Origin of the sequence: Colwellia sp. MT41 (assembly GCF_001444365.1) — a bacterium.
Lineage (GTDB): Bacteria > Pseudomonadota > Gammaproteobacteria > Enterobacterales > Alteromonadaceae > Colwellia > Colwellia marinimaniae.
Genome location: NZ_CP013145.1, coordinates 668,995 through 695,130 on the forward strand (window position 1 = coordinate 668,995; position 26,136 = coordinate 695,130).

General features: G+C 39.4%; 22 protein-coding genes and 1 tRNA gene. 14 read left to right on the top strand and 9 right to left on the bottom strand.

From position 1 onward, the window contains the following. Positions 1 to 14: 14 nt before the first annotated feature. Positions 15 to 3,800 carry a hypothetical protein gene (locus tag CMT41_RS02890; RefSeq protein WP_057179671.1) on the bottom strand — a complete coding sequence of 1,262 codons (3,786 nt, stop codon included), beginning with the start codon at positions 3,798 to 3,800 and terminating at the stop codon, positions 15 to 17. 597 nt (positions 3,801 to 4,397) lie between these two features. Here CMT41_RS02890 and CMT41_RS02895 point away from each other — a divergent pair. Genes CMT41_RS02895 through CMT41_RS02905 form a run of 3 tightly spaced genes read left to right on the top strand, consistent with a single transcriptional unit; the run spans position 4,398 to position 7,144 of the window. After that, complete coding sequence (locus CMT41_RS02895) at positions 4,398 to 5,612, top strand: hypothetical protein (RefSeq protein ID WP_058026297.1); 1,215 nt, start codon at positions 4,398 to 4,400, stop codon at positions 5,610 to 5,612. Positions 5,613 to 5,625: 13 nt separating this feature from the next. Continuing rightward, positions 5,626 to 6,390: a PepSY domain-containing protein gene (locus CMT41_RS02900; RefSeq protein WP_232300003.1), complete on the top strand. Its 765-nt coding sequence runs from the start codon at positions 5,626 to 5,628 to the stop codon at positions 6,388 to 6,390. Next, entirely contained in the window at positions 6,377 to 7,144 is a 768-nt protein-coding gene (locus CMT41_RS02905) for a PepSY domain-containing protein (protein ID WP_058026299.1), read from the top strand. The genes CMT41_RS02900 and CMT41_RS02905 overlap by 14 nt, the downstream gene beginning before the upstream one ends. Before the next feature lie 217 nt (positions 7,145 to 7,361). On the opposite strand, the gene CMT41_RS02910 is transcribed toward CMT41_RS02905, so the two are convergent. From CMT41_RS02910 to pepA, 4 genes are all read right to left on the bottom strand, one after another. Next, positions 7,362 to 7,571 carry a cold-shock protein gene (locus CMT41_RS02910; protein WP_011041587.1) on the bottom strand — a complete coding sequence of 70 codons (210 nt, stop codon included), beginning with the start codon at positions 7,569 to 7,571 and terminating at the stop codon, positions 7,362 to 7,364. A gap of 475 nt (positions 7,572 to 8,046) precedes the next feature. Then, positions 8,047 to 10,917 (bottom strand): valine--tRNA ligase, encoded by a 2,871-nt coding sequence (locus CMT41_RS02915; RefSeq protein WP_058026300.1) that lies wholly within the window; start codon positions 10,915 to 10,917, stop codon positions 8,047 to 8,049. Between the two features lie 180 nt (positions 10,918 to 11,097). Beyond that, on the bottom strand, positions 11,098 to 11,580 hold the full coding sequence (locus CMT41_RS02920; RefSeq protein ID WP_057179675.1) for a DNA polymerase III subunit chi: 483 nt from the start codon (positions 11,578 to 11,580) through the stop codon (positions 11,098 to 11,100). Positions 11,581 to 11,678: 98 nt separating this feature from the next. Then, positions 11,679 to 13,184 (bottom strand): leucyl aminopeptidase, encoded by a 1,506-nt coding sequence (gene pepA, locus CMT41_RS02925; protein ID WP_057179676.1) that lies wholly within the window; start codon positions 13,182 to 13,184, stop codon positions 11,679 to 11,681. Positions 13,185 to 13,412: 228 nt separating this feature from the next. Between pepA and lptF the strand changes: the two genes are divergently transcribed. From lptF to lptG, 7 genes are read left to right on the top strand one after another with little or no spacing between them, the layout of a single operon-like run. Beyond that, positions 13,413 to 14,594: an LPS export ABC transporter permease LptF gene (gene lptF / locus CMT41_RS02930; RefSeq protein WP_058026301.1), complete on the top strand. Its 1,182-nt coding sequence runs from the start codon at positions 13,413 to 13,415 to the stop codon at positions 14,592 to 14,594. Further along, entirely contained in the window at positions 14,594 to 14,722 is a 129-nt protein-coding gene (locus tag CMT41_RS19675) for a hypothetical protein (protein WP_257721032.1), read from the top strand. Before lptF ends, CMT41_RS19675 begins: the two co-directional genes overlap by 1 nt. Continuing rightward, positions 14,722 to 14,850, top strand: coding sequence for a hypothetical protein (locus CMT41_RS19680; RefSeq protein WP_257721032.1), 129 nt, complete (start codon positions 14,722 to 14,724; stop codon positions 14,848 to 14,850). Before CMT41_RS19675 ends, CMT41_RS19680 begins: the two co-directional genes overlap by 1 nt. Beyond that, positions 14,850 to 14,978, top strand: coding sequence for a hypothetical protein (locus CMT41_RS19685; RefSeq protein ID WP_257721032.1), 129 nt, complete (start codon positions 14,850 to 14,852; stop codon positions 14,976 to 14,978). Before CMT41_RS19680 ends, CMT41_RS19685 begins: the two co-directional genes overlap by 1 nt. Next, positions 14,978 to 15,106 carry a hypothetical protein gene (locus CMT41_RS19690; RefSeq protein ID WP_257721032.1) on the top strand — a complete coding sequence of 43 codons (129 nt, stop codon included), beginning with the start codon at positions 14,978 to 14,980 and terminating at the stop codon, positions 15,104 to 15,106. Before CMT41_RS19685 ends, CMT41_RS19690 begins: the two co-directional genes overlap by 1 nt. Further along, a complete protein-coding gene (locus tag CMT41_RS19695) occupies positions 15,106 to 15,234 on the top strand; it encodes a hypothetical protein (protein ID WP_257721032.1) in 129 nt (42 codons plus the stop codon). Before CMT41_RS19690 ends, CMT41_RS19695 begins: the two co-directional genes overlap by 1 nt. Beyond that, positions 15,234 to 16,301, top strand: coding sequence for an LPS export ABC transporter permease LptG (lptG, locus tag CMT41_RS02935; RefSeq protein WP_058026302.1), 1,068 nt, complete (start codon positions 15,234 to 15,236; stop codon positions 16,299 to 16,301). The genes CMT41_RS19695 and lptG overlap by 1 nt, the downstream gene beginning before the upstream one ends. A 120-nt stretch (positions 16,302 to 16,421) precedes the next feature. On the opposite strand, the gene CMT41_RS02940 is transcribed toward lptG, so the two are convergent. Then, on the bottom strand, positions 16,422 to 16,922 hold the full coding sequence (locus tag CMT41_RS02940; RefSeq protein WP_057179679.1) for an RDD family protein: 501 nt from the start codon (positions 16,920 to 16,922) through the stop codon (positions 16,422 to 16,424). A gap of 400 nt (positions 16,923 to 17,322) precedes the next feature. Here CMT41_RS02940 and CMT41_RS02945 point away from each other — a divergent pair, with 400 nt between their 5' ends. Continuing rightward, entirely contained in the window at positions 17,323 to 17,760 is a 438-nt protein-coding gene (locus tag CMT41_RS02945; RefSeq protein ID WP_058026303.1) for a hypothetical protein, read from the top strand. A gap of 123 nt (positions 17,761 to 17,883) precedes the next feature. Here the strand turns inward: CMT41_RS02945 and CMT41_RS02950 are convergent, their stop codons facing one another. Then, positions 17,884 to 20,967: an efflux RND transporter permease subunit gene (locus CMT41_RS02950; protein ID WP_058026304.1), complete on the bottom strand. Its 3,084-nt coding sequence runs from the start codon at positions 20,965 to 20,967 to the stop codon at positions 17,884 to 17,886. 20 nt (positions 20,968 to 20,987) lie between these two features. Further along, positions 20,988 to 22,088, bottom strand: a complete 1,101-nt coding sequence (locus tag CMT41_RS02955) for an efflux RND transporter periplasmic adaptor subunit (RefSeq protein ID WP_058026305.1) — start codon at positions 22,086 to 22,088, stop codon at positions 20,988 to 20,990. A gap of 201 nt (positions 22,089 to 22,289) precedes the next feature. Here CMT41_RS02955 and CMT41_RS02960 point away from each other — a divergent pair, with 201 nt between their 5' ends. The 3 genes from CMT41_RS02960 to CMT41_RS02970 all read left to right on the top strand — a co-directional run bounded on the left by CMT41_RS02960 (position 22,290) and on the right by CMT41_RS02970 (position 24,456). Continuing rightward, complete coding sequence (locus tag CMT41_RS02960) at positions 22,290 to 22,910, top strand: TetR/AcrR family transcriptional regulator (protein ID WP_057179683.1); 621 nt, start codon at positions 22,290 to 22,292, stop codon at positions 22,908 to 22,910. 17 nt (positions 22,911 to 22,927) lie between these two features. Beyond that, entirely contained in the window at positions 22,928 to 24,052 is a 1,125-nt protein-coding gene (locus CMT41_RS02965; RefSeq protein ID WP_058026306.1) for a DNA alkylation repair protein, read from the top strand. Between the two features lie 319 nt (positions 24,053 to 24,371). Then, positions 24,372 to 24,456 (top strand) — tRNA-Leu (locus CMT41_RS02970). Positions 24,457 to 25,051: 595 nt separating this feature from the next. On the opposite strand, the gene CMT41_RS02975 is transcribed toward CMT41_RS02970, so the two are convergent. Beyond that, positions 25,052 to 25,972, bottom strand: a complete 921-nt coding sequence (locus CMT41_RS02975) for a hypothetical protein (protein WP_058026307.1) — start codon at positions 25,970 to 25,972, stop codon at positions 25,052 to 25,054. Positions 25,973 to 26,136 lie beyond the last annotated feature (164 nt).

The following is a 26,136-nucleotide window of genomic DNA, read 5'->3' on the forward strand; positions in this document are numbered from 1 at the left end:
TAGCAACGTAAAAGTTATAAAGTTTCTTCTTCATGTATACCATCACCGTCAGTATCAGCATATACAATCATGATTATACCATCTCTATCTTCAATCGTTGCAGCTACTATCGCTGTTGGACCAACAAGTATATGCCCTAGTATTTGTATACCTGTCGCATCTTCATCTGGCTCATTAAGTACTAATACTACACCTTCAAAGTTATTGGCGGTTAATCTGCCTTCTTCTTCGGTATTGTAATGTACTGTGAATGAACGCTGTGCGTTTTCACCGGGTAAACGATAACTCATGGCAAGATCGAAAATACCTGCTTCAAGTGCTGTGCGCTCACCTGAAAGTTGTATCTTCACTTCATAATCCCCTAAGATAGCTTCTAAGGTTAATGCTGCATTAACGTTCAGGAAGGTATCTTCGTCTTCAAAAACGTTGTCAGAATCAGCTTCAGTGTTATAGCCATCAAACATGGTGGTGCTGTCGGCAACCAGCAAGTCAAGTTTGTCTTCATCAAAGTTAACTTCAACTTTACCAATGTCATCAATGTAGTCGCTGATGCTATTATCCCAATCATTCATGATTAAGGCTTTATAAACATCTAAGGCACTAGCTACTGTTAGTGGGTTAAAGGGTAGTGGATTCCACCCTATGTGACCCCATGATGCTTCAGTCCAAAAGAAGTTAGCGTAAGCATCATTAGGGACAGTATCGAATTGGGTGATCGGCCAACTTTGGTCGTTAAACGCATTAATATCACCATTGCCATCGATTAGCACGCCATCATCATTGAAGGTATTACCCCAACCACCAATATAATAAACTTCTATTCTATCGGCTATACCATCAGGGCCTGCTTCACCGTTTGCTTGTTGATCATCCACCGGCATGAATTTAAGTTGTATACTCAATTCATTCCATGGAAATTGGATCATGTGGCTGATAATTACTTGCGGAACATCTAAACCGTCAATGGGGGTTACCTTAGACCAGATTGATCTGTTATTACCATTGTCATTGTCTGAATTGAAGTTAAAGTCGCTACCTTTTCCACCGGTAAAAGTGAAGGTCTTTGTACTGGCATCATCAAAAGAGGTTGTTACTGTATTTGTATCAGCGCTAACTGCAATAGTTAAGGCGTCTTTGATTAAAGGTTGCGTTAGGTATGATATCGGGTTTAATTCAGTAAACTCTCCTGCAGCAATATCAGTCAATTCATCTTCGTTAAAGAAGAAAGTAACCTGACCAAGTTCATCAATCGTTAAGCTGCGTTGATCTTGCCACCAGTTAGTAATAGTTTGCGATAATAACTCGGCACCATTAGTTACTGTTAATGGGTTGGCAATAAGTTGATAAGAATTATTTTTCATAAAGGCTTCGATACTATCGAATTCATCTAGTGACCAAACAGTGTCCCAGTTATGTGGGTTACCATCACTGGTTAGTATATTGCCATTTGCATCCATTAAAGTAGCAAAGCTTGTACCATCATACTCTTTATCATCCCAAAAATTACTTATTGCTTCAAAATAATAAGCATCTGTTGTGCCATTACCGTCATGATCTACAGGAGTGATGCGAACTGATTTTACCCCATAACTACTTTCTTCTTCACCGGTGATATAAGCACGGGTATAAAGAATACCTTGCTCTTCTATACCAGAATCGAAACGTTTAGTAATTATCTTACGCTCAATACCTGTGCCCCAGTAATGTTTTTCAGGATTAGCGGTTACAACAGAGCTTGTCGCGCTCCACTCTCCAACTGTTTGTCCAGATGTAAATACTCGCGTTTCTACAGTTTGTTGTTCATCTGAAACCTTATCTGCTTCGGTGATCACTATAGTATTTAAGTCAGCGGAGAAAGTAATGCTAACCACGTCAGCAACTTCTTTACCTATATATTTAAACTCAGGCGCTTTATAAGTATCTAAGCCATTAATATTTACCGTTAAGGTGGCACTGATTAAATCACCTTTAAGTGAGCTAAAAGCGCCACTTAAGGTTAACATTTCAGGTAATACAAAGGTTTCTAGTTCAGGGCGGCCATAGCTGATTATATCTTGTTGGTTTTGGTTGTCCCAATCCCAGCGTTCATTAAGTACACGCTCTTCTACAAGTAGTAACTTAGTTTTTACCATACCTTCAAAGGTTACTGGGTTAGGTACTAAGTCTGTGGCTTTTTGTGCTAATGATAAGGTCAGCTCTAGTTCACCAGAGATGATTTTACCTTCATAAGTATCATTTTCTAATGCATCTCGAGACGTTGTTGTATCTAAATTAACCCGAGCGAAACTGCCTTCATGTAAAGTAAATACAGCACCGGCAGACTCAAGTAAACCCTCAATTGTTAAGGTAATACTTTTCTTGTCATCTGAGAATTCAGCAGATGCAGTTAATGTTGCCTTTTCATTACCGGCTACGGCATTAACTTTAAACAGAATGCCATTAGTTGCTGTGCGTTCATCAAAAGTGATAGTACCAACAGCCCCCGCAGTTGTTAGGTAACTAGCAATAGATACCCCTGCAGCTGCTGATGTAGGGCTTAGAGTTCCTGCATCGTATTGCAAGCTTAGATCGGCTAAGGCATTGCTAATTTGGGCAAGCAATTCAAAGTTTTCAATTTCTGCTTGGATCATGATGCCGGCATTATTGAGCAGAGCAACATACTCATCACCTTGGGTTTTTATGCCAGCACCTTCGCTTGTTTCGTCATTAAACAAATGGCTAAACAAGCGTATATCGCTGACCATAGCTTTCGCTTTAGCTACAGCATCACCTTCGGTAGGTACATCAATAACAACGGTGGCAAAGCCATCTTCACCGACATTTGCTTCTTGATAAGCTTGTTCATTGACAAGTTGTGTTTCGAGTTGTACCAAGTTCAAGGTAGTTGTTAAAGTATCGTCAGCTGCAATTGTATCTGCTGCTAGTTTGGCTGCATCGCTGGCACCGGCAAGCACATCTGACAAGGCTAATTCAAAACCATCATCTTCATCTTGGATAACTAAGAAAGCACCATCATTTGCTATTAAATCAGCAGCCACTTGCGCAAGCTTACTTGATAACACACCTGAGTCATCGGTTTCTCCGGAGAATAATGCTGCCATAATCCCCGCATTAATTAAACCATATCTTAACTCAGCCGCATTGTCTTCTGCAGCAACTGCGCTGGCATCATCGGTGACTGTTGGCTCTAATTGAGTTATATCTCCGTCAATACCAAATGTGCTGGCAATTAGTGCTGATTTCTCGGTTACTGTCTCGGCAGTAACACCGTCATCGCTTGCTTCGATTAATACTGAGGCTAGATGGGTTAAAGCGGAAATATTAACTTTAACTTTGCCATCACTGTTACTATCAACTATTGAAATAGCAGATAATTTGAAGTCAGGATCAACAGCCGTTAAATCAATTTCCTTGCCAAAAGCTGTATCACCACAGCCTGCAGGAGCATCACAAGTCATAGTGGTTGGATTAGCAGGATCAGTACTTGGAGATAGTTCGATTTTAATTGGGCCATCATAATCTAATACGGTAAAGGTATAGTTACCTTCCCCGTCGGTGCTTATATTAGCCTCTTTAAGTTCTGTCTCTGATAAGGCAATGGGGCTACCATCAACAAACTTGTACACTGTTACAACAGCATTGGTTAAGACACCCTTAATGCCTTTACCATTAATGGTGGTTTCAATTATAACAACAGGTTCAGGTATAATAATAGATTTAGGTATTGCATCAGAGCTATCTGAGCAAGCGCCAAGAGCAGAAGCAAGTGCTAGCGCTATTAGGTGTTTATTACAGTTCACAGTATATCCTTATGAGGTTAATAGTTCTCTTCAAGATAGTTAATGGCAGAGGAAAACTATGTTTTTTGTATAGATAATTCGTACACATACTAATTTGTTACATTTGTAAAGGCAATGTAATTCATTGGACTATTGGTATGTTTTTTGATCAATCTTGGTGGTTAGGTTTACATATATGCTGGTTAGTCATTGTAATTAAAGTTTAAACTTATAATAAAATAAAGTTTTATATTTTTTAATTTATATAGGTCCTTTATATAGCTACAATCGATAAAACTTTAGTGCTAGCCTAAGTGGTATTTACATACCAGTTACAAGGTATGCTTAATAGATGTTTACAATTGGCTCTGTTGTAGCTTGGTGTTGTTGAGTAAACGAGCGAGACGCATAAACCTCCATGGGGCTCCACACAAGCATCAGGACAGTGTGCTCCTGCACTGTCTAATAAGGGTATATCCATATACCGTCATGCTTGTGAAGCTCGATCTTATCACATCAGCAACACCTTCTTTTAAATCAGTGTGTTACATTATAGACAACAGTGTTCTACAACAGAGCCTTACAATTACATTTTTAACCTTGATATATTGGAGCCTTATGAGACTTTTGACCGTATTTTTATTTTCACTATCGACCGCTAGTCTAAGTGCAGTAGCTCTAGCATCTGTTGATAATCATTCAGATAGTAGCACCCAAATTACCTTAACCATTGAAGAGCAGCGTGTAGCAAAAGCGCAACTGGCTATGCCGGAGCTAACTGATTACTTTGACTGGTCTGCTTTTAAGGGGAATTGGTTAAAAGTTACCGATTATGCTGTTGCTCAACGCGCGGTGAATCAACTGGGTGATGAACTTTGGCAATACAGCAAGGTTCAAGCTCAAAGTGGCAAGCTAGTAGATGACAGGCCTTTATACTGGACCAGGTTAGCTATGCTTTCCTTTATCAAAACTTCGCTTAGCAGCTTTACTACATCTGAGTTGGCTGTTTTATTGGAAGTTTTTGAAAATAGCTCTCGTGGCCGTAGTGATTTAGCTTATAGCAAGGCTACGGATAAGCGTATTTTATTAACCGGCTTCGACCCTTTTTTTCTTGATATAAATATTAAACAGTCTAATCCATCGGGTTTAGCCGCTTTATTACTTGATGGTACCGTTATCGAATATCAGGGCATCATAGCTGGGGTTAAAAAAACAATCACCGCAGAAATTAATACCGCTATGATACCGGTGCGTTATGGCGATTTTGATCAAGGAGAAATTGAAAGCCTACTGGCGCCTTTTTATGCCCTTAATAGTGTTGACTTGATTGTTACCATCTCAATGGGGCGTAGTGATTTTGATTTAGAGCACTTTCCAGGGCTAAGACGCAGCGCAACCGCACCTGATAATGTCAATGTTTATACTGGCGCTAATAAAACTAATCCCTTAGTACCAAGCTTACTTAGAGTGCCACTAAGGGGAGATGAATTTGTCTTGTTTAGTCTACCTTATCAAGCGATGATGAAAGCTAACGGCAAGTATAAAATTAATGATAATCGTGGCGTAACAATACTCGAATCAGGTAAAGCGAAAGATATTAGCGCCAATAGCTTAAGGGAACTTAGCGATAAAGTGTCAGTGCAGGGCGGCGGCGGTGGCTACCTTTCTAATGAAATTTCTTATCGTAGTATTGTGCTGCGTAATAAGCTTGATTCAACTATTCCCACCGGCCATATCCATACCCCGCGTATAAGTGATTTTGATGGTAAAACAAATCAAGCTATTATTGAACAAATAAAGGCAATGTTAGTTAATGCTTTAAGCGAAATTTAGGCGTTTATCCTCAGTGACATTACATCGTAACAGTCGGAAATATCATAAATGGTTGATGTTATTTGTTGGCCTGCAATTTATCGTTTGGTCCGCTTCCGGGACTTATATGGTGTTAATGGATATTGATTATATTCATGGTGATTCCTTCGTTGCAGCAAAAAAACAAAGTTTAAAGCCAGAGCAAGTTCAATATAGCTTTCGGCAGTTATTGGCAGAGCATGCTCAGGCCAAAAATATCGAACTTGGTTTTATGTTAAAGCAAGCGGTCTACCGTTTTAGCCTTAATAAAGAAAAAGTGATCATCTCTGCCAAAGATGGTCAGCAACTTTCGCCGATCAATAAGAGCCTAGCGACTGAAATTGCCAAGCAAAACTATGCGCATAAAAATGCAGTGATCAGTAGCGTGCAGTTAATTACAGCAGAGCCACCCAGAGAGCTAAGTGCTCGCCACCTGCCGGTGTGGCGTATCGATTTTGATCACTTTGCTAGCCCAAGTTTTTATATTAGTGCCAACTCTGCTCAGCTAGTGACCAAGCGGCATAGCTTTTGGCGAATATTCGACTGGATGTTTGCTTTTCACGTGATGGACTATATTGATGAATCGCCAGACAATAAACTATTACTTATTGTCTCTGTATTGGCTTTTCTCGCCAGTATATTTGGCCTAGTACTGACTTACTATCGTCTTGCTCCTGCACAGAACAAGCGTAATAAAGGCAAGTCTCGTCGAATTAAGTTAAGCCGACTGGGAGGAGGGGCAGCTAATGAAAAAACCTAATAAAAAACGTTCTAAATTATTTACGCTTTCGACAATCAAGTCACTGCATAAGTGGTTATCCTTACTGGTCTTTATGCAGTTATTTATTTGGCTTGGCACTGGGTTGTTTTTTAACTTGATGGATCATGATAAAGCGGGTGGGAATCAATATAGGCAAGCATTAGTTAGCCAGGATATAGATCATCACCGCTTGCTTAACCCTCAACGGGTGTTAAGAGCCAGTAATTCACCTGCTAGCGAGATAACCTTGGTGCAGCGACTTGGACAGCCATATTATTTACTAACCCATGATAAAGGTTTATATAGTCATTTTGACAGTCACTTTAGCTTAGTTGATGCTTATACGGGCACAGTGAAATTAATAGATATTGACATGGCGTCAGCGCTGGCACAATCGAGTTACCGTGGCTCAGGAAAAATAGCTGAGGTATTGCTGGTTATGCCACCCATTGCTGATTTTTTAAAGGAGCAGAATAATTTATGGCGAGTAAACTTTATTGATGAACTGGATACCAGTGTCTATATCAATGTCAGCTCCGGTCGTTTAGTGGGCCACAGTAATGAAGATAAACGTTTTGTTGATTTTTTCTTTATGCTGCACTTTATGGATTACCCAATTCTTTGGGGAAAGCCTAGTGGCGGTTTTAATCATTGGCTGATCAGCTTTTTTGCCATATTAACTTTTTTGTTCTGTTTAACCGGTTTGATTTGGACTGTGCAGTTATTAATAAAAGGACGGTATAAGGTGAGCTAGAGTCGTCAAGGAATCTTTGGCGGTAAGGGTATCGATTGTTGAGGCAGTAGAACTTTACACAGCAATCACGGTAGGTAAGCTAATGAGCTAAAGTCGCCGAGGTAATGCTGCAGCGTTTAAGTAGAGAGGAAGGGAGAAATAAAGCAACAGACACAAAAAAACGAAGGACGAGTTAAACTCATACTTCGTTTTTTTAGATTAGCTTAATAAGTTAAACTTATACAGCTAGTACGTTTTCTGCTTCAGGGCCTTTTTGACCTTGTTTAACAGTAAAAGTAACTGCTTGACCGTCAGCTAGAGTACGGAAACCGTCTCCAGAGATAGCGCTGAAGTGAACAAACACGTCAGGACCATTTTCTTGCTCTATAAAACCGAAACCTTTAGTTTCGTTGAAAAATTTAACTTTACCAGTAACTGTATCAGACATACTAACATTTTCCCGTAGTCATAAAATAATAATGTGGCTCTAGTCCAAAATGGCTAGAATCCGTTTTTACCCGAGTAAATGCCCTCTACCAAAAAGTACAGGAAGAGGAAGGAAACAAACCAATATTCGACACAATCATTGTTTCAAACAATAGTTTGCATTGTTTAAATCCGCCTGTGTAGAATATTCAAGTATATCAGTACACTTTAGTGCATCAGATAGAAAACCTACAACAAAAGTCAGTATAAACCTTCATCTGCAACGCAAGAACTCAACGCAAAAGTAGTCTAGCATAGTTATTTTTAATATGCTTTATAAAAAACTGGATTAGTTCAACATTTCTTAGTTTTAAATGAGAGTAGTTATCAAAGTTAGTGGCAATACAGTGATGGGATATCTGAGCAGGGGGGGGGAATAAAAAAGTGACAACTCGTTAGACCAGTTGTCACTTTTTAAACTTGAGCACTGTTATAAATTAGAGTGCGGCTATTTGCTCTTTTTGCTCAAGCATTTTGGCAAGAGCCGATTCAGCTTCGGCCAATTTTGTCTTTTCTTTTTCAATAACCGCTGCCGGTGCTTTACCAACAAAGTTCTCATTACTAAGCTTACCACGTGTTCTCGCCGCATCTTTTTCAAGCTTATCCATGGCTTTATCTAAACGAGCTAGCTCAGCTTCTTTATCGATTAAACCTGCCATTGGTATAAGTACCGTTAGCTCACCGATAACCGCTGATGCGGACGCTGGACCTTGTTCGTTGTCAGCTAATAGAGTAATACTGTCAAGTTTGGCTAGTGTTAATAAAAATTGCTCGTTGTTGCTTAAACGACGTTGATCTTCTTCGCTAACGTTTTTAAGTAATACCGGTAATGCTTTACTGGGTGATATATCCATTTCGCCACGGATATTTCGAATGGCAACAATAAATTGTTTTACCCACTCTAAGTCATCAATAGCTTGTTGATCGCACTTACTCTCATCAAACTGAGGGAATGCTTGAATCATAATAGAATCACCAACCTTGGCAAAGTCGCTTAATGGCTGCACACGCTGCCAAATAGTTTCCGTGATAAAGGGCATAATGGGATGCATTAAGCGTAATAAGCTTTCCAATATATTGACTAATGTATGACGAGTACCACGTTGCTGTGCTTCATTACCTTTGAATAATACCGGCTTGGTTAACTCTAAATACCAGTCACAAAATTGATTCCAAGTGAATTCGTAAAGCGCTTGTGAAGCTAAGTCAAAGCGGAATGAGTCAAAGGCTTCATGAACAGTTTTAACTGTTTGCTCAAATTGGCCGATGATCCAACGATCAGCCAGTGATAATTCCATTGCTCCCCTAGCTCCATTCTCTGAAGCTTGACCACAATCGAACTCTTCGGTATTCATCATTACATAACGACTAGCATTCCATAGTTTATTGGTAAAGTTACGGTAACCTTCAAGACGTTTCATATCCCAGCTAATATCACGGCCAGTGGTAGCAACTGAGGTTAAGGTGAAACGTAGCGCATCAGTGCCGTGTGCTTCAATACCGTTTGGATATTCTTTTTTCGTTAGTTTTTCAATTTTAGCGGCCATTTTAGGCTGCATCATATTGCCGGTACGTTTTTTCAAAAGGTCTTCAAGGGATATGCCATCAATCATGTCTAATGGATCAACCACATTGCCTTTAGATTTACTCATTTTATCGCCATTTTCATCGCGAATAAGACCGGTCATATAGATTTTTTTAAATGGAATTTGTGCTTTACCGTTTTCATCTTTGTTAAAGTGCATGGTCATCATGATCATACGGGCAACCCAGAAGAAAATAATGTCAAAACCTGTTACCAGTACATCGGTAGGGTGGAAAGTTTTTAAGTCTTCAGTCTCTTTTGGCCAACCTAGGGTTGAGAAAGTCCACAGTGCAGATGAGAACCAGGTATCAAGTACATCCTCATCTTGGCGTAGTTTCATGTCGTCGCTAATGGGGTTATTAGCACGTACTTCTGCTTCAGTACGACCAACATACACTTTACCGTTCTCGTCATACCAAGCTGGGATTCGATGTCCCCACCACAGTTGGCGTGAAATACACCAATCTTGAATGTTGTTCATCCACGCGAAATACATGTTTTCGTATTGTTTTGGTACAAATTCAATTCGACCATCTTTCACGGCATCAACGGCAGGACCTGCTAGCTTTTCTACCCGCACATACCATTGGTCTGTTAATAATGGCTCAATAATAACACCAGAGCGATCGCCGTAAGGGGCAACTAAATCATGATCTTTAACTTCAACCAATAAACCGAGTTCATCAAATTTAGCAACAATGGCTTTACGGGCAACAAAGCGGTCCATACCGGCAAATTCGCTAGGCAATTCAGTGCTGTAAACATCAGAAATTTCGCCTTTGGTATCATATACTTCAGCGTTGGCTAAAATAGCGGCATTTTTATCTAGAATATTGATTTGTGGTAGCGCATGACGTTTACCCACTTCATTATCGTTAAAGTCATGAGCGGGAGTGATTTTTACACAACCGGTGCCCTTGTCCATATCGGCATGGTCATCACCAACAATGGGAATTAAGCGATTCACTAAAGGTAACAATATGTTTTTACCAATAAGATCTTTATAACGTGGATCTTTAGGGTTAACAGCAACGCCAGTATCACCTAACATGGTTTCTGGACGGGTAGTGGCAACCACTAAGTAATCAAGGCCTTCGGCAGTTTTTTCGCCATCAGCTAATGGATAGCGCAAGTGCCACATGTGACCCTTTTTATCTTTGTTTTCTACTTCTAAATCTGAAATAGCGGTATGTAATTTAGGATCCCAGTTAACTAAACGTTTACCACGATAAATTAAATCATCTTCGAATAAACGCACAAATACTTCTTGTACCGCTTCTGACATACCATCGTCCATGGTAAAACGTTCACGGCTCCAATCAATGGAGTTACCTAAGCGACGCATTTGTTTACTTATGGTGCCACCAGACTCTTCTTTCCACTGCCAAATTTTATCGATAAAGCCTTCACGACCATAATCATGGCGAGTTTTGCCTTCTTCGGCGGCAATTTTACGTTCAACTACCATTTGTGTCGCTATACCGGCATGGTCGCAACCTGTTTGCCATAAGGTGTTTTTACCTTGCATACGTTGGTAGCGAATAAGGGTATCCATGATGGTTTGCTGAAAAGCATGACCCATATGTAAGCTACCCGTCACATTGGGTGGCGGAATCGCAATGCTGTAACTGTCACCTTTACCTGTAGGGCTAAAGTAACCTTGCTCTTCCCAGCTAGTATAAAGGGACTGTTCAATGTCGGTCGGGTTAAAGGTTTTTTCCATCATAGTTTCCGCTAATAGGTTTAATAGTTGTTCGTTGTTTTGCTGTCGTACTCTTTATCAGTAAAAGCTTATCAGTTAAGCTCAACAAGGCAAAAGTGCAGCAAAGTAAAATTCATTTTTTATGGTATTTGTGTTAGCTTTCGAGCTTGTCTTGGTGTTTATTTTTGTGCAAGGTGGCGGCTACTTAGTGGCTTCGCTTGAGACATCACTTGGCACGGTTACCGCTTGGTTATCTACTTGAAAACCCCATTGTCGGCAAGTTTTAAAGCGTTCTCTCGCTTGTTGCTTAAGTGTTTCATCACTAGGTACAAAATCAACGATAAATTGAAATTGATTAGCAAAGTTAGGCACAGTACTGGTCAAGTTAATAAGCACAGAGCGACGCCCTTGCGGTGCTTGAAAACCTATTTCAACAGCTGCGCCTTGTTTTGGACCTTCACCAACGAGGTTATGCGGGACAAAACTGTCGCTATCAAATGCCCACAGCATTTCATCAATTTGTTCAGCATGTTGCTGGTCTTGTGTATAGATATAGACCCGCTGCTTTTGCCGATAAAAATAGCTGGCTTGCAAACAGGCATGATAGAGCGCAGAACGAGACTCTTGGTCCGAGTCGTCTGTTACCTCATCTTTAAGTAGATAAAACATTACTTGGGTTTGCATGTCATTAGCCTAAGTTAATTTGTAGTAGTGGCTTTAACCGCGATTAAGCTCATACTTGTGTATGAGCGTGACAATCTGGAATAAATTCCCTGCTACAATTACTCGCCTTGTTCTTGACCAGCACGGTTAAGCAAAAATTGCGTTAACATGCTTACCGGGCGACCTGTTGCACCTTTGTTTTTACCACTGCGCCATGCGGTGCCAGCAATATCTAGATGTGCCCAGTTATATTTTTTAGTGAATTTTGATAAGAAACAAGCGGCGGTAATAGCGCCAGCCTCTTTGCCACCTAGATTGGTAAAGTCAGCAAATGGGCTATCAAGTTGATCTTGATAATCATCCCATAACGGCATGCGCCATGCTCTGTCACCACTTTGCTCTGAAGCATTTAAAAGCTCATGGGCAAGCGGGTTATGACTAGTGAATAAGGCAGTAGCGTGTGCACCAAGTGCAACAACACAAGCACCGGTTAAGGTAGCCACATCAATTACTATATCAGGGTCAAAACGCTCAACATAGGTAAGCGCGTCGCATAATACTAAGCGGCCTTCGGCGTCGGTATTCAATACTTCAACCGTTTGACCCGACATAGTGGTTAATATATCACCTGGGCGGTAAGCGTTACTGCTTGGCATGTTTTCACAGCCGGCTAAAATACCGATAACATTGATTGGTAGGTTAAGCTCGGCTAATGCATGCATAGCACCCAATACACTGGCAGCACCACCCATATCATATTTCATTTCATCCATGCCAAGGCCTGGCTTTAATGAAATACCGCCACTGTCAAAGGTTAAACCTTTACCGATTAAAACTAATGGTTTCGAGTCATCCTTTGCGCCATCATATTTAATAATACTCATCAATGATTCATTCGCTGAACCACGACCAACGGCAAGGTATGAGCCCATACCAAGTTCTTCCATTTCTTTTTCGTCAACAATGGTGGTGGTTATCTTGTCATAATCAGTATCAAGAATCTTCGCTTGCTCAGCCAGATAAGCTGGATTACAAATGTTTGGTGGCATGTTAGCAACATTTTTACAGGTAGTAATACCTTCAGCAATGGCTAATGCATGGGTAACGGCACGTTCGCCAATAGGCAGTTCACGGCGAGTTGGCACATTAAAAACAATTTTACGTAAAGGGCGTCGTGGCTCGGCAATGCGAGTTTTTAAACTATCAAAGCTGTATAAGGCATCTTGGGCTGCTTCTACTGCTTGACGTACTTTCCAGTAAATATCACGGCCTTTAACATGTAACTCGGATAGGAAACATACCGCTTCCATAGAACCTGTTTCATTTAAGGTATTAATTGTTTTGGTAATTATTTGACGATATTGACGTTCATCAAGCTCGCGTTCTTTACCACAGCCAACTAATAACACCCGTTCACTTAAGATATTAGGCACATGATGTAATAATAACATCTGTCCTGCTTTACCTTCTAAATCACCCTTACGTAAAAGGTTGCTAATGTAGCCTTCACTTATTTCATCAAGCTGCTCTGCGGTACCGCTAAGTCTGCGTGGCTCAAAAACACCAACAACAATACAAGCGCTACGTTGTTTTTCGGGACTGCCGCTTTTTACACTGAACTCCATGACTTTTCCTTTTACAATTTTATAGGGTAATTATTTAGCTTAACTTGCTAAAATAAGTAAAAAATAGCACTCTTGTCTATTCAATTGATATCGCTAAGGGCTATAATTATAGTCGCACTCATCAATATTAGTTACTCACTGACTATATAGTTTACTTATGAAAACGACAAGTTTACTCAATATTTGCCAATATGTCAGAAAAAAACTAAGTTTTTACGGGATCTTTTTGTGATCATTTTTCGTTATTTATTAAAAGAAGTCGCCAAAACACAATTAGCAGTATTTTTTGTGTTAATGACTATTTTTATCAGTCAAAAATTTGTCCGTGTGCTCGGTGATGCGTCAGAAGGCAGTATACCAGGGCAACTAGTGATGACTTTTATCGCTTTGAAAATCCCCGACCTTGCTGGTTTTATTCTGCCACTAAGCTTATTTTTAGGGGTGTTACTTGCTTATGGCCGGATTTATGCGGACAGTGAAATGACAGTGTTACACGCCTGTGGTGTCAGCGAGTGGTATGTCGTTCGAGTGACGTTAGTACTGGCAGTTATTACCGCCATTGTTACCGGTATTTTCACTTTATACCTTGCGCCCCTGGCCTCTGAATATCAATATCAAGTAAAGGAACAACTTGCCGCCGACTCTGGCTTAAGTGCCCTAGTTTCAGGACGTTTTCAGCAAACGGGTAATCAAGATGCCGTGGTATTTATTCATGATAAAGATCGAGAGACCAATAGCTTTAATAAAGTTTTTGTCGCCCAGTTACCCAAGGGTGAGCATAGTGGCGCAAGCATTATCAATTCAAGTTTAGTGTACGCTAGAACAGGCCGAGTATATGAAGATGAATCGGGCTCACAACAGCTAGTACTAGGTGATGGTATTCGTTATCACAGAGATGCTGATAGCGGTGAATTCCAGTCAGTGGCCTTCGACAAATACTATATTCAAATTAAAGATCAAGAAGTTGAACATCAACATCGTAAGTTAAGTGCGTTAACCACGCTGGAGTTATATAACAATGATAACCCAGAGTTAGAGTCAGCTTACCGCGCTACTATTCAATGGCGAATGTCTTTTCCTTTAATTTGTATCATTCTCATTTTTATTGCCGTGCCATTAAGTGTAGTCAACCCTAGGCAGGGTAAATTTGGTAAGTTGCTGCCCGCTTTAATGTTATTTTTAGGATATTTATTATTGTTAACGTCAATGCGTTCAGCCATAGAAAAAAATGCCATTCCTAGTGTTATTGGCTTATGGCCAGTACATATCAGTGCCTTATTTATCGGTATAATGCTGTTAATGAAGGAGCGTAGTACTGGGCGAATTATCAAAGCAAAACTACCTAGCTTTAAACTACCTAGCTTTAAACGTAAAACTAAAGCTAAAAGCAGTCAAGGTAAGGGTAATTAATGCGTATTCTTGCTTTATATATTGGTCGTTTTACTCATAATAGCGCTGCTACTATTTTTATTCCCCTAGCCGTATTTATTAGCGTCAGTGGCATCATTAAATTTGTCGAACAAGGTAAGGGTAATTAATGCGTATTCTTGCTTTATATATTGGACGTTTTACTCATAATAGTGCTGCTACTATTTTTATTCCCTTAGCCGTATTTATTAGCGTCAGTGGCATCATTAAATTTGTCGAACAAGGTAAGGGTAATTAATGCGTATTCTTGCTTTATATATTGGACGTTTTACTCATAATAGTGCTGCTACTATTTTTATTCCCTTAGCCGTATTTATTAGCGTCAGTGGCATCATTAAATTTGTCGAACAAGGTAAGGGTAATTAATGCGTATTCTTGCTTTATATATTGGACGTTTTACTCATAATAGTGCTGCTACTATTTTTATTCCCTTAGCCGTATTTATTAGCGTCAGTGGCATCATTAAATTTGTCGAACAAGGTAAGGGTAATTAATGCGTATTCTTGCTTTATATATTGGACGTTTTACTCATAATAGTGCTGCTACTATTTTTATTCCCTTAGCCGTATTTATTAGCGTCAGTGGCATCATTAAATTTGTCGAACAAGGTAAGGGTAATTAATGCGTATTCTTGATTTATATATTGGACGCATCATAGCTTCTACTACTTTTACTACCTTAGCCGTATTTATTAGCGTCAGTGGCATCATTAAATTTGTCGAACAAATGCGCGCTATCGGACGTGGTGATTACGATCTTGCCCACGCCGCCTTATATGTACTTCATATGGTACCACGTGATGTGGAAGTGTTTTTTCCTATGTCAGCGCTTATTGGCGGCTTAATTGGCATGGGCATGTTAGCCAGTAATAGTGAGCTGGTGGTGATGCAAGCAGCAGGTTTATCAAAGTTAGATATTATTAAGTCAGTAATGAAAACAGCCATTTTATTGATTATTGTTAGTATGGCTATTGGCGAGTGGTTAGCGCCAAGTGGTGAAGCTAAAGCCCGAGAAATTCGTGCACAAGCTATTTCTGGCGGCAGTTTAATTTCAGCTAAAAATGGTGTCTGGGCAAAAGACGGTGATTACTTCGTCAATATAGGTGAAGTACTGGATAAAGGTCGATTAAAAAATATTCAAATATATGGTTTTAATGAGCAATTAAGAATTGATAGTTGGATTGCGGCTAAAAGTGCCATTTATCAAAATGATGCTTGGCTGCTCTCGGATGTTGAGGAGTTTATATTGCTTGAAGATGAAATTATTACGAAGAACTACAGTCAAAAAGTTTGGAAATCGTCGTTAACACCGAAAAAGCTAGGGGTGGTGACCGTTACTCCCGAGTCACTTTCTTTACGAGGTTTGATTGATTATTTAGATTATTTAGAGGCTAATGAACAAGACACTAGCCGCTATGAACTCGCTTTTTGGCGAAAACTAATGCAACCATTGACGGTAGCGGTAATGCTGCTGGTGGCACTGTCGTTTGTTTTTGGTCCGCTTCGCTCAGTTTCTATGGGGGCGCGCATTATGATGGGGGTTTTTACCGGTATTCTATTTTTCATTAGTAATGAAGTATTGGGCTCGATGAGTTTGGTCTATCAACTTCCGCCAATACTGGGGGCAACGATGCCGAGTTTGCTCTTCATTAGCGCTGCTTGGTACTTTATCAGTAAGAAACCCAGCTAACAGCTCAGCGCTTAATTTTTCGCTATTAACCGGTTAATCAATTAGGGTTAATAGCGAAAATGTCGATAAAGATAACTTACCTTAGACTAGTTAGGTTAAAGGAAAAGCCCCGCTAAGCTGTTATAAACGACCTCGGTTAGCCTCTAGCGATAACACCACAACTTCTGTGTTAGTTAATCTATCTTGTAAGCTCAGTTTGTTTTTTCTATCAAAAGCAACCAAAATAGTACCTAAACCGAATAACGTTGGTACTAGTCGTTTAATGCCAGTGTTTATACTTAACAGTGAACCATCAAGGTTTTGTACGCGTAAACGCCATGCTTTCATCCCTAATGTTTGGCCACTCTTACTCCAGAAATAAACAAAGAAAAAACTGACCCAAGCCATTTTCCATAATTCATTAGGCCACTTTAACCAAGCCGTATTGGCTATGGTATCGGAAAAATGTTGTTGGCCTTGCATATCAAATAAGCCAAAATGATGCCCAATAAACATTAATAAAAAACTAAAGGCTCCAGCTGCCATATAAACAGCAAAAGCGATAAGAAAGTCATAGACCCATGAGCCGAAGCGACGTCTAAAGCCAGCGCGAGGAAAAATTACAGGTGTGGTATCAGTCATTGAACCTTCTATATATTAAGTTATTGCAAATTTAAACAGCGAAAAATAATTTTTGTAGTTTAACAAAATTTATCTTAATTGAGTATCCCTATGAGCTAGGGTAGAGTCGGGAAGTATTCAACCCGCTAGGTTTATCTGTGGTGTCATTGTATTAAACGTCAAGGAGCAAGTACTGGCCTAGTTAATTAATGAGTAATAAAAGCAACTAAGCTCGGACATTTTGTAAATATAGTATTACTAATTGGTTGTCTTATGCGTTTTAGTTATATACGACTCTGCTCACATTGATGTCGGCCGCTACTTGATTAGTATATAATCTGCGCAAACTATAGCTGTTGCCATTTAGCGACAGATACAAACATACAATCATAGAAAGTAGCTATCAAAGAAAAGGGCTAGCATGAGTAGTAAATTTTTATCTGGAAGTGCATTTATTGTTGCCGTACTTATAACCGTGCCAACATTAGCCGAGCAAATCGGCGTTACCCGAGCAGACGCTGACACTCTAAGCCGTGTGGCCGTTGGCGGAGACATCGTTATAGCTGGCAATGTTAGTAAAATTGATAATGCTAGCCTCAATGTTACTAAAACTGTCCAAGAGCAACCTACTCGTGCCGGGGAATTGGTTTCCCTAGGTAAAGTGATGAATAGTGGTGGCGAAATCACCTCTGCGGTAAATGGTCAAGTTGCAGCTCAGCTCAGTCAAGTAAAGAAGACGCAAATACTTACTCCCATTAGTATCTGGTTATTTGTTTTAGCTATGACCTTAGTTTATGTCAATAGAAAAACGCTGTTGCCAAAACAGCTTACAATGTTGAAAAAGCCTGCTAAAAAGTAAGTTTTAGATAGCGAACGACTTAATTAAAAAGCCACTTTTTTTGTCAGGTATTCCTGGTCAAAGAAGGTGGCTTTTTTGTTGGTATAGTATTTTGCTTGCTAATTCCTTAGCAAGCAAGGCGATTTAGGCTGAACTTGGCTGAGTCGCCTTAATTTTATAAAAGCCACAATACAGTGCTGGTACTACCGCTAAGGTTAAAATGGTACCTATGCCTAAGCCAAACGCAATCACATTTGCCATACCGTAAAACAAGGGATCTTTACCGATAATTAACGGCAATAATCCCATCACGGTAGTGATAGTGGTCATTGCTATGGGGCGTAACCTAGTTAAACAGGCATCAATCACAGCCTGATAGTCAGACTTACCTGCCGCGGTTTCTATTTGAATTCTATCAATCAATACTATGGCGTTATTAATAATGATACCGGCTAGGCTGTACAGCCCTAGGGTAACCATAAAGCCAAAGGGTGCCTGCATCAGAAATAAACCTAATACTGCACCAATAAACGCTAATGGAATGGTAAGGGTGATCACTGCTGCTTGTCTAAAAGAATTAAATTGTGCCACTAGCAACATCAAAACAAGTCCTAATACTATCGGCATACTTGCCCCTAAGGCCTTTTGAGCCTCTCGAGAGTCTTTAATTACCCCATCATATTCAATAATATGGTTAACCGGTAAGTCGAGTTTTAGCGCTTGAATTCTAGCATCGATTAGCGATTTTAAGTCTTCTGCTGCCATCTCTGTATTTCGAGCTTGAATACTCACGGTTCTAAATAAATCTTCATGTTGAATAATAGAAAATTGATTATTGGGTGCCAGTTCAGCCACTTGAAATAACGGTACACTTTTTCCTGTTTTTTCAGAATAGATGGTGAGGGTCCTTAACCGGTCTAAGTTTTCTCGTTCAGCTTGCTCGGCTCTGAGGATCACTGGAATAATTTCATCACCTTCACGGTACTCAGTGATTTGTGTACCGGAAAAATAGGTTTCCAGTGCTTGCGCTATTTCAGATGAAGTGAGTCCTGAGCGTTTTGCTCTGTGTTGATCAATTTTCACATCAATTTTAACAATCAGGTTTTCCCAGTCGGTTCTGATATCTATGGTGTTTGGTGTGTCATGGAGTACATCCATGATCTGTTGGGCTTTTCTATAGATGACATTTTTGTCTGGGCCCTTTACCTGAATCTTAATGGTATTGGAATCTGATGGCCCTAAAAACATCTTACTTACCCGAGCCGATACATTAGGGAAGTCATGCTCTATATCACGGCCTAACATGAGAACCTTAGCGGAAATATCGGTTTCATCTTTTACATTGAGTACAATAAAACCTTTATTTTTCGCAGGGTCTTCCGGCGCTAATGACATCACGAAACGTGGACCACTAAAACCAACATAACCAGAGTAGCTGTCGATAAAGGCAAAACGTGTTTTGTTATCTAACCATGAGAATATCTCTTTCATCTGGCGGTTAGTTTCTTTTGAAGACGTGCCATTAGGTAAGTCGATATTGATAATAATTTGTGTACGATCAGAGTCGGGGAAAAACTGCTTTGAAACCGAGCCCATGGCTATTATAGAAATAACAAATAACATCAGCATAGCGCTGATAAACAGTGCTTTATGTCTTAATAACCAATGTAAAAACATTTCGTAGTAGCGATAAAATTTTCCGGAAATAGCATCTTTATTGTTGGTCAGTAAAGCCTTACCATCAGATTTTTTTGGTGGCTTAATGAAAAAATAACATAATAATGGCGTGACACATAAGGCTAATATCCAGCTGGTTAATAAGGTAATTAAGATCACCAAAGAAATAGAGCGGGTATATTCACCAGCAACATGCTCAGCCAGCATTAGGGGTAAGAAAAATAAAATTGTGGTGACAGATGAACTCAGTAGGGGAATGGCTAATTCTTGACTGCCTTGTAACATAGCATCATAACGGGCAATGCCTTTTTCGATACGACGCTTAAAATCTTCTGCGATAACAATGCCGTTGTCTACCAATAAACCTAAGGAAATAATTAAAGTCGCTAAGCTCATACGCTCTAATTTCATATCGGCAAATTGCATTATGGTGAGTGTAGTAAGCATAACAAAGGGCACAATAGCGCCAACAATAAGTCCTACTCGCAGTCCTAAAAATAAAATAACCACTACCAATACAATCGCCAGTGTTTGCAATACATTAACCGATACACCTCTAATGGTTTTCTCTACCTGCTTGGCTTGGTAAGTGGCAACATTGATGGTATATCCTACCGGTAAGGTGCTGGCTACTTCATCCGATTTTTTCATCATTCGCGGGGCAAATTCTAATAAGTTAAATTCGGGTAACTTTGAAATCGCAAAAAATATTGCCGGTTGGCCATTAAAATAGGCAAGTTTATCAGGGGGATCAATATAGTCTCTGCGCAGGGTGACAATATCTTTTAGCGCGATAAAATTCTCGCTATTAGGGATGTTGATATAGGTATTGCCAATATCTACTATGCTATCAAAGTTACCGGAAGGCTCTACGATAAAACTGATGGCTCCTGTGTCTATTTGCCCGCCTGAGCTAATAATATTTTGATTTTTCAGCTCCATTATTAACGCCTTGGGCGAGATGCCCAGTTGCGCTAACTTGGCATTAGACACTTCTAGGAAAATTCGCTCTTCTTGACGGCCAAGAATTTCAATTTTTTTAGTGCCTGGCACGCCATATAAACTATCACGTATATGTTGGGCAATATCATACATTTCACCCATGCTAAAACCGTCGGCGGTTAAGGCTAGAGTGATAACCGAGACATCACCAAATTCATCATTAACATGAGGAATATGTGTGCCTGAGGGCATTCTTTGATGGGCTGCCGTGGTTTTATTACGTACGTTTTGCCATATATCGTCAAGGTTAAAATAACGGTCATAAACTTTGACATGAATAATGGATAAACCTATGGTGGAGGTTGATTTAATTTCCTCAACTTCAGGGATTTTTCGTAGCTCTTCTTCCAGTTTTTTGGTGATAAGTTGTTCAATTCTGTCAGGAGACATACCGGGGAAAGAGGTACTGATAATAGCTTCACGTATGGTGATAGTGGGATCTTCTTGCGCAGGCAAGGTGAAGTAGGCAAACACACCATTAACTAACATAACACCAAGCAGTAAAAAAACACTTTTACGATACTTAAAGGCGATTTTGGTTAAATTCATTATTATTCCTTAGGCTCGGCTTAGTTAAATCGCTTAGTTTTAGCGTCTAGCAAGCTAACTTTTTGGCCATCTCTAAGGAAGGCAACTCCGGCTGTGGCGATTATGTCACCCGACTGTAATCCAGCAGAGATATATACTTGGTTGTTTAAGATGTTTTCTGTTTTTATTTCTATACGATGAACTACTTTTTCATCGGTGTTATAGACAAAGACAAAAACCTTTTGCTCTAGTCCGGCGCTAATGGCGGTAAGTGGTATCTTGATTACAGGACCTTTATGTCCTGATCTGCCTATACCCTCAAAAATAAACTCTACTTCAGCGGTCATGCCGGCGCGTAATAAAGGGTTATTACCTTGCAATACTACGGTGACTGGAAAGGCGTTGGCAGACTCTGCTCTGGTACCTATTTCGGTGATACGACCCTTCATTTTGATATTAGGCAATACCGGAAATCTTATTGGTAAAATGGCATTTTGGGTTAATTCTTGAATTAAGGTTTCGGGCACCATAATCTGAATTTCTAGGCCATGTTTACCTTCAATTTCGAAGACCGATTGGCCGGAAGTAATCTGCTGAGACGGCTCAAATAATCGTCGGGTAATAATGCCATCATAAGGCGCACGTAAAATGCTGTCTTGTAGGTTTTTATTGGCAATATCTAATTGTGCCTGTGCAACAGCGACGGCACTATTATTGGCATCATAATTTGCTTTAGCATTATCAAAACCTGATTGTGAAACAACGCCCTGTTTTAGTAAGGTTTGATAACGAGCATAAGTGTTTTTAGCATCGGCTAAACTCACTTTTGACTGTTGATATTTTGCCTTAGCGGATTGCAGCTCTAAGTTAAAACTACGTTTATGTAAATGTGCTAAGGGCTGACCTTTACTGACATGTGCACCCAAGTTAACGTTAACCTGCTCAATTTTACCGCTAACTTCAAAGCTAAGTGTAGTGGCTTCAACGGGAGCAACAATACCGGATAATACCCGTATTTGTTCTAGTGTGGAAAGACTTACTTGTGTCCATTTAATGGGGCGAATGGCTGTTTCAATTTGCTTAGTTTGTTCATTACACCCTAGGAGAAATAGGGCGATAAAAAGTAGCGATATGGTGCGCATGGTTGTTCCTTCATTCACTCTTGTCTTGATAGCATTATAGGCAAAAGTATATTGTTCAAAGTATTATCAAAAGTATTGTTGTAACCCAGTAGGTTAGCTTGATAATGCCAGCAGATTGACAAATGGTACTGCTCAGTACCGAAATAGTTTGGTACTATGTAGTACCAATGTCAACCCTATTTAATGTTTACGGTAAAAATAATGGCAAAACCTGTTAGCGAAGAAAATGAAACCTTAAGTGATCGAGGCCTGTTAATACGGGACGCGGCTGAGCAGTTGTTTTTCCAACACGGTTTTGATGAAACCTCTCTAGAAATGATCATCAATGAAACTGGAGGTTCGCGTCGTTCTATTTATAATGAATTTGGTAATAAACAAGGATTATTACTCGCGGTTGTTAATAGGCAAGTATACAAACAAGCCCATACATTAACCGATATTCACCGTGAATTGTCAGCCAAAGCTGCGCTTAATGATGTGTGTTTTCGCTTTGCCCAAGGCATGTTATCACCAACAATGATGTCGCTATTTCGCTTAGTGGTACAACAGGTGGTTAAATTTCCAGAGTTGGGTGAGGTCATTAATCAAAGAGGGCGGATAATGGGGATTTTACCTTTAGCCGATTACTTGTACTGGTTAACTGAGCAGCAAGTATTAACCATAGAGGATTGTCATTTTTCTGCGCAAATGTTGATAGAAATGACCAAAGGGCCATTACATACCCAGGCCTTATTGTTACCAAACACAGTAATCACCGATGATGAAATAAGACAACAAGTGCATAGCGCAGTGGATATTTTTTTCAAGGCACATCAAATATAAAAGAGTATTAGAGGACCATGGCGGCACAAAGGTTAATGAAAGACGGCTTAAATACGGCCTCGGCACAGCGAATTGCCCAGGCAATAAATCAGGTTTATCCTGAATTTAATGTCGAGCAATTTATAGCGCAAATTGACTCGGGCTTAGCGGCCCTAGAATTAAAGCAGCGGGTAAACCATTTTATTGCGGTATTAGCCAAGCACTTGCCGCAAGACTTTATCGCCTGCCATAAAATTTTAACTCAACTTAAACCCCATTGGGATCACGGCGACCCTGATGATGCCCTACGTTCATTTGCCGCTTGGCCAGTAACCGACTTTGTCGCCAAATATGGCCTAGACTTTCCCGAGCTGGCATTTGACTGTTTACATTATCTAACCAGCTTATTTTCGGCTGAATTTGCCATAAGGCCGCTGATTGAAAAGTACCCTGATTTATCGGCTAAATATTTACGCCAGTGGGTAACAGATGATGATTACCATGTCAGGCGCTTAGCCTCTGAAGGAACACGACCTCGTTTACCTTGGGGCATAAGGTTACAGCGTTTTTGTCAGGATCCCAGCCCCAATTTATGGTTATTAGAGCAATTAAAAGATGATGACAGTGAATATGTGCGCCGCTCGGTCGCCAACCACTTAAACGATATTGCCAAAGATAACCCTGATATTGTTATTGATATGTGTAAACGTTGGCAACAAGACGCCTCCACTAAGACCCAATGGGTAATTAAACACGCTTGTCGCAGCTTAATTAAATCAGGCAACCCCGAGGTATTTCCATTGCTTGGCTTTACTGAGTTTCCTAACGTTATTCTAGAAAAGTTTTCTCTAATAAATACAGAGCTAACACTGGGTGATGTTTTATCTTTTAGTGTACAGCTAACTTCAAGCTCAAACAGTAGCCAAAAACTGGCCATTGATTTTGTTATTTACCATATGAAAGCGAATGGTAAATTATCAGCCAAAGTATTTAAATTGAAAGAAATAACACTAAATAGCAAAGAGAGCATTAGCTTAACCAAACATCACACCATTAAGGCCATCACCACACGCAAGTATTATTCGGGTGCTCATAAAATTGCCATTCAGGTCAATGGTCGAGAAGAAGTCATAAAAGACTTTAAACTTACTGTTCCTGACTAGTCATGGCCGAACAATGGCTAGTAACATCCGCATTGATGTTACGCCAGGCAATCGGTGCAATTGGCTTTATGTTAGGGCATAACCTCATGAATTGCTGAGCTGTTGAGCTAAGTAAATGTCTAAATAGCATAAATAAACAACAGTCAGTGATAATGCTGAGAAAACTAGTTGCTTACTGAACTCATTTTCGTATAATGCCAGCCTCTTTAGCCGCAATGTTAAAGTTACTGTGTCGCCGGAGTTATAGAATGGGTAGATACGGAGGGAATTCAAAATCCTTTGCTTGCAAGCATCAATTTTGAAGTTATAGAAAAGAAATGCCAGCGTGATGAAATTGGTATACATGGGGGATTCAAAATCCCCTGTCGCAAGACGTGTCGGTTCGAGTCCGACCGCTGGTACCACTCTCCCTTGTTCTCCAAGGGCTATAACGAAACAAGCCGACTTCTAACGTCGGTTTTTTTGTGCCTGTATTTTTATTACCTATTTACCACCTCAATTATAGTTAAATTCTGCCTAATGTTAGTCAATAGCGTTGGTTATCTTTATGGTAATATTTGTTAGTAATTATGAGTGGGTGTCTGGTCTTTTTGTTGCCTGCATGGAAATTGAGGTGATCATAAAAGTCCTTTTAAATTTTTATTTGACTGTTTTTTGCATATTTAATTAACTATATCGAATATAGGGCCTATTGAGTGTCCTATATAAATTTATATTTACGGATCCAAAGCCAAGTTATACTATTGACTAAAGAATATCATATGATACTTTAATCACTGAGTAGCCTAATTTTACTTAAATGATTCAAGTTGTTTTGTGACATCTCAGCCTATAATATTGACTTTGATACCCACACTTGCTTTTAGTTAATGGTACAAACTAATTGTTAAGTGCTATAATTAGTTTGTACGAGGATTATCTTTTTGATAAGATAGTTGTCAATTAATCATCGCTTTTACTTTGGAGGATTTATGAGACCTGGCGTTATTGGTGAATAAATTAACCGTAAATATGATCGTAATCAGTCTTTAATTCAGCCTTTCTTTCATCACTGAAGAAGGCTGATGCTTCATCTAAATATCCTTTTATAATAGTTGGTCTTCTTAACTCAAATCTATCTAGAGCCAAGCATAAACAATCTACCTTCTCAGCCCATTTTTCATCTCTTTTATTTTCAGGTGTTCCAATTAGTTCTTTTTCTACGTATTCGAATACATCTTTCACTATAGGTTTTCTGTCATTCAAAAGACCTTTGTCTTTAGTATCCGCTAAATAAAACAATGAGTTGATTAAAAATTGACTTAAATATTTATGTTTTGGATGACTTTTAGGTACTTCCTTGACAATTTTTAAGGTCATCTCTGAAATTGTTGTTATAGATCTTTGAAATATATCGCCATCTTTATTTGGTTGTTGGTAGTATAGCCACCAGTGATGCATAGACTGTCCCGATACTGCTGCCAATAATGCAATATGTTCTTGATTCATTTCTTGTGCATGTTTTTTTAATATCTCTTTAGAGTTATTTTTAATATGTAAAACTAAAAGGCCTTTTAATGAATACCACATACCAAAACCAGAAATAAATAATGTGCCAAATAAGTAGAGTAATGCATCCTTTACTGAGCCATTCCAGATAGCACTAATTTTTTCTGTAATTAATATATCTGAACTATTTTTGTACTCTTTAATATCGTCCAAATGGTGTTGATTGTTTTTAGTGAGATTTGTACTGTTTTCAGTAGTTTTCTTTTTTTCTTCGTTAAGTTCTTTGCGAAGGGCGGCAACTTCTTTGGCTAACTTTTCAACTATTTCGGTAATATTTGTTTTTTTATTTTGGCTCTCAGCCCCTTTAGCACTGTTCGAAAATGAAAATATTAAGAAAATACTAAGCGTGATTAAAAAGGACGTAGGTTTCATAGAAGTCTGGCTCTATTCGCATTAAAAACAATATAATAGAACATATATTGTCTAATTGATATTTCGTATCTTTATATGCATCCACGTTTTTTATATTCTGCATTCCACTCATTCATCCATTTAACCGTATCTTTGTAAGCGTATAGCTAACGGCACCTGCCTCT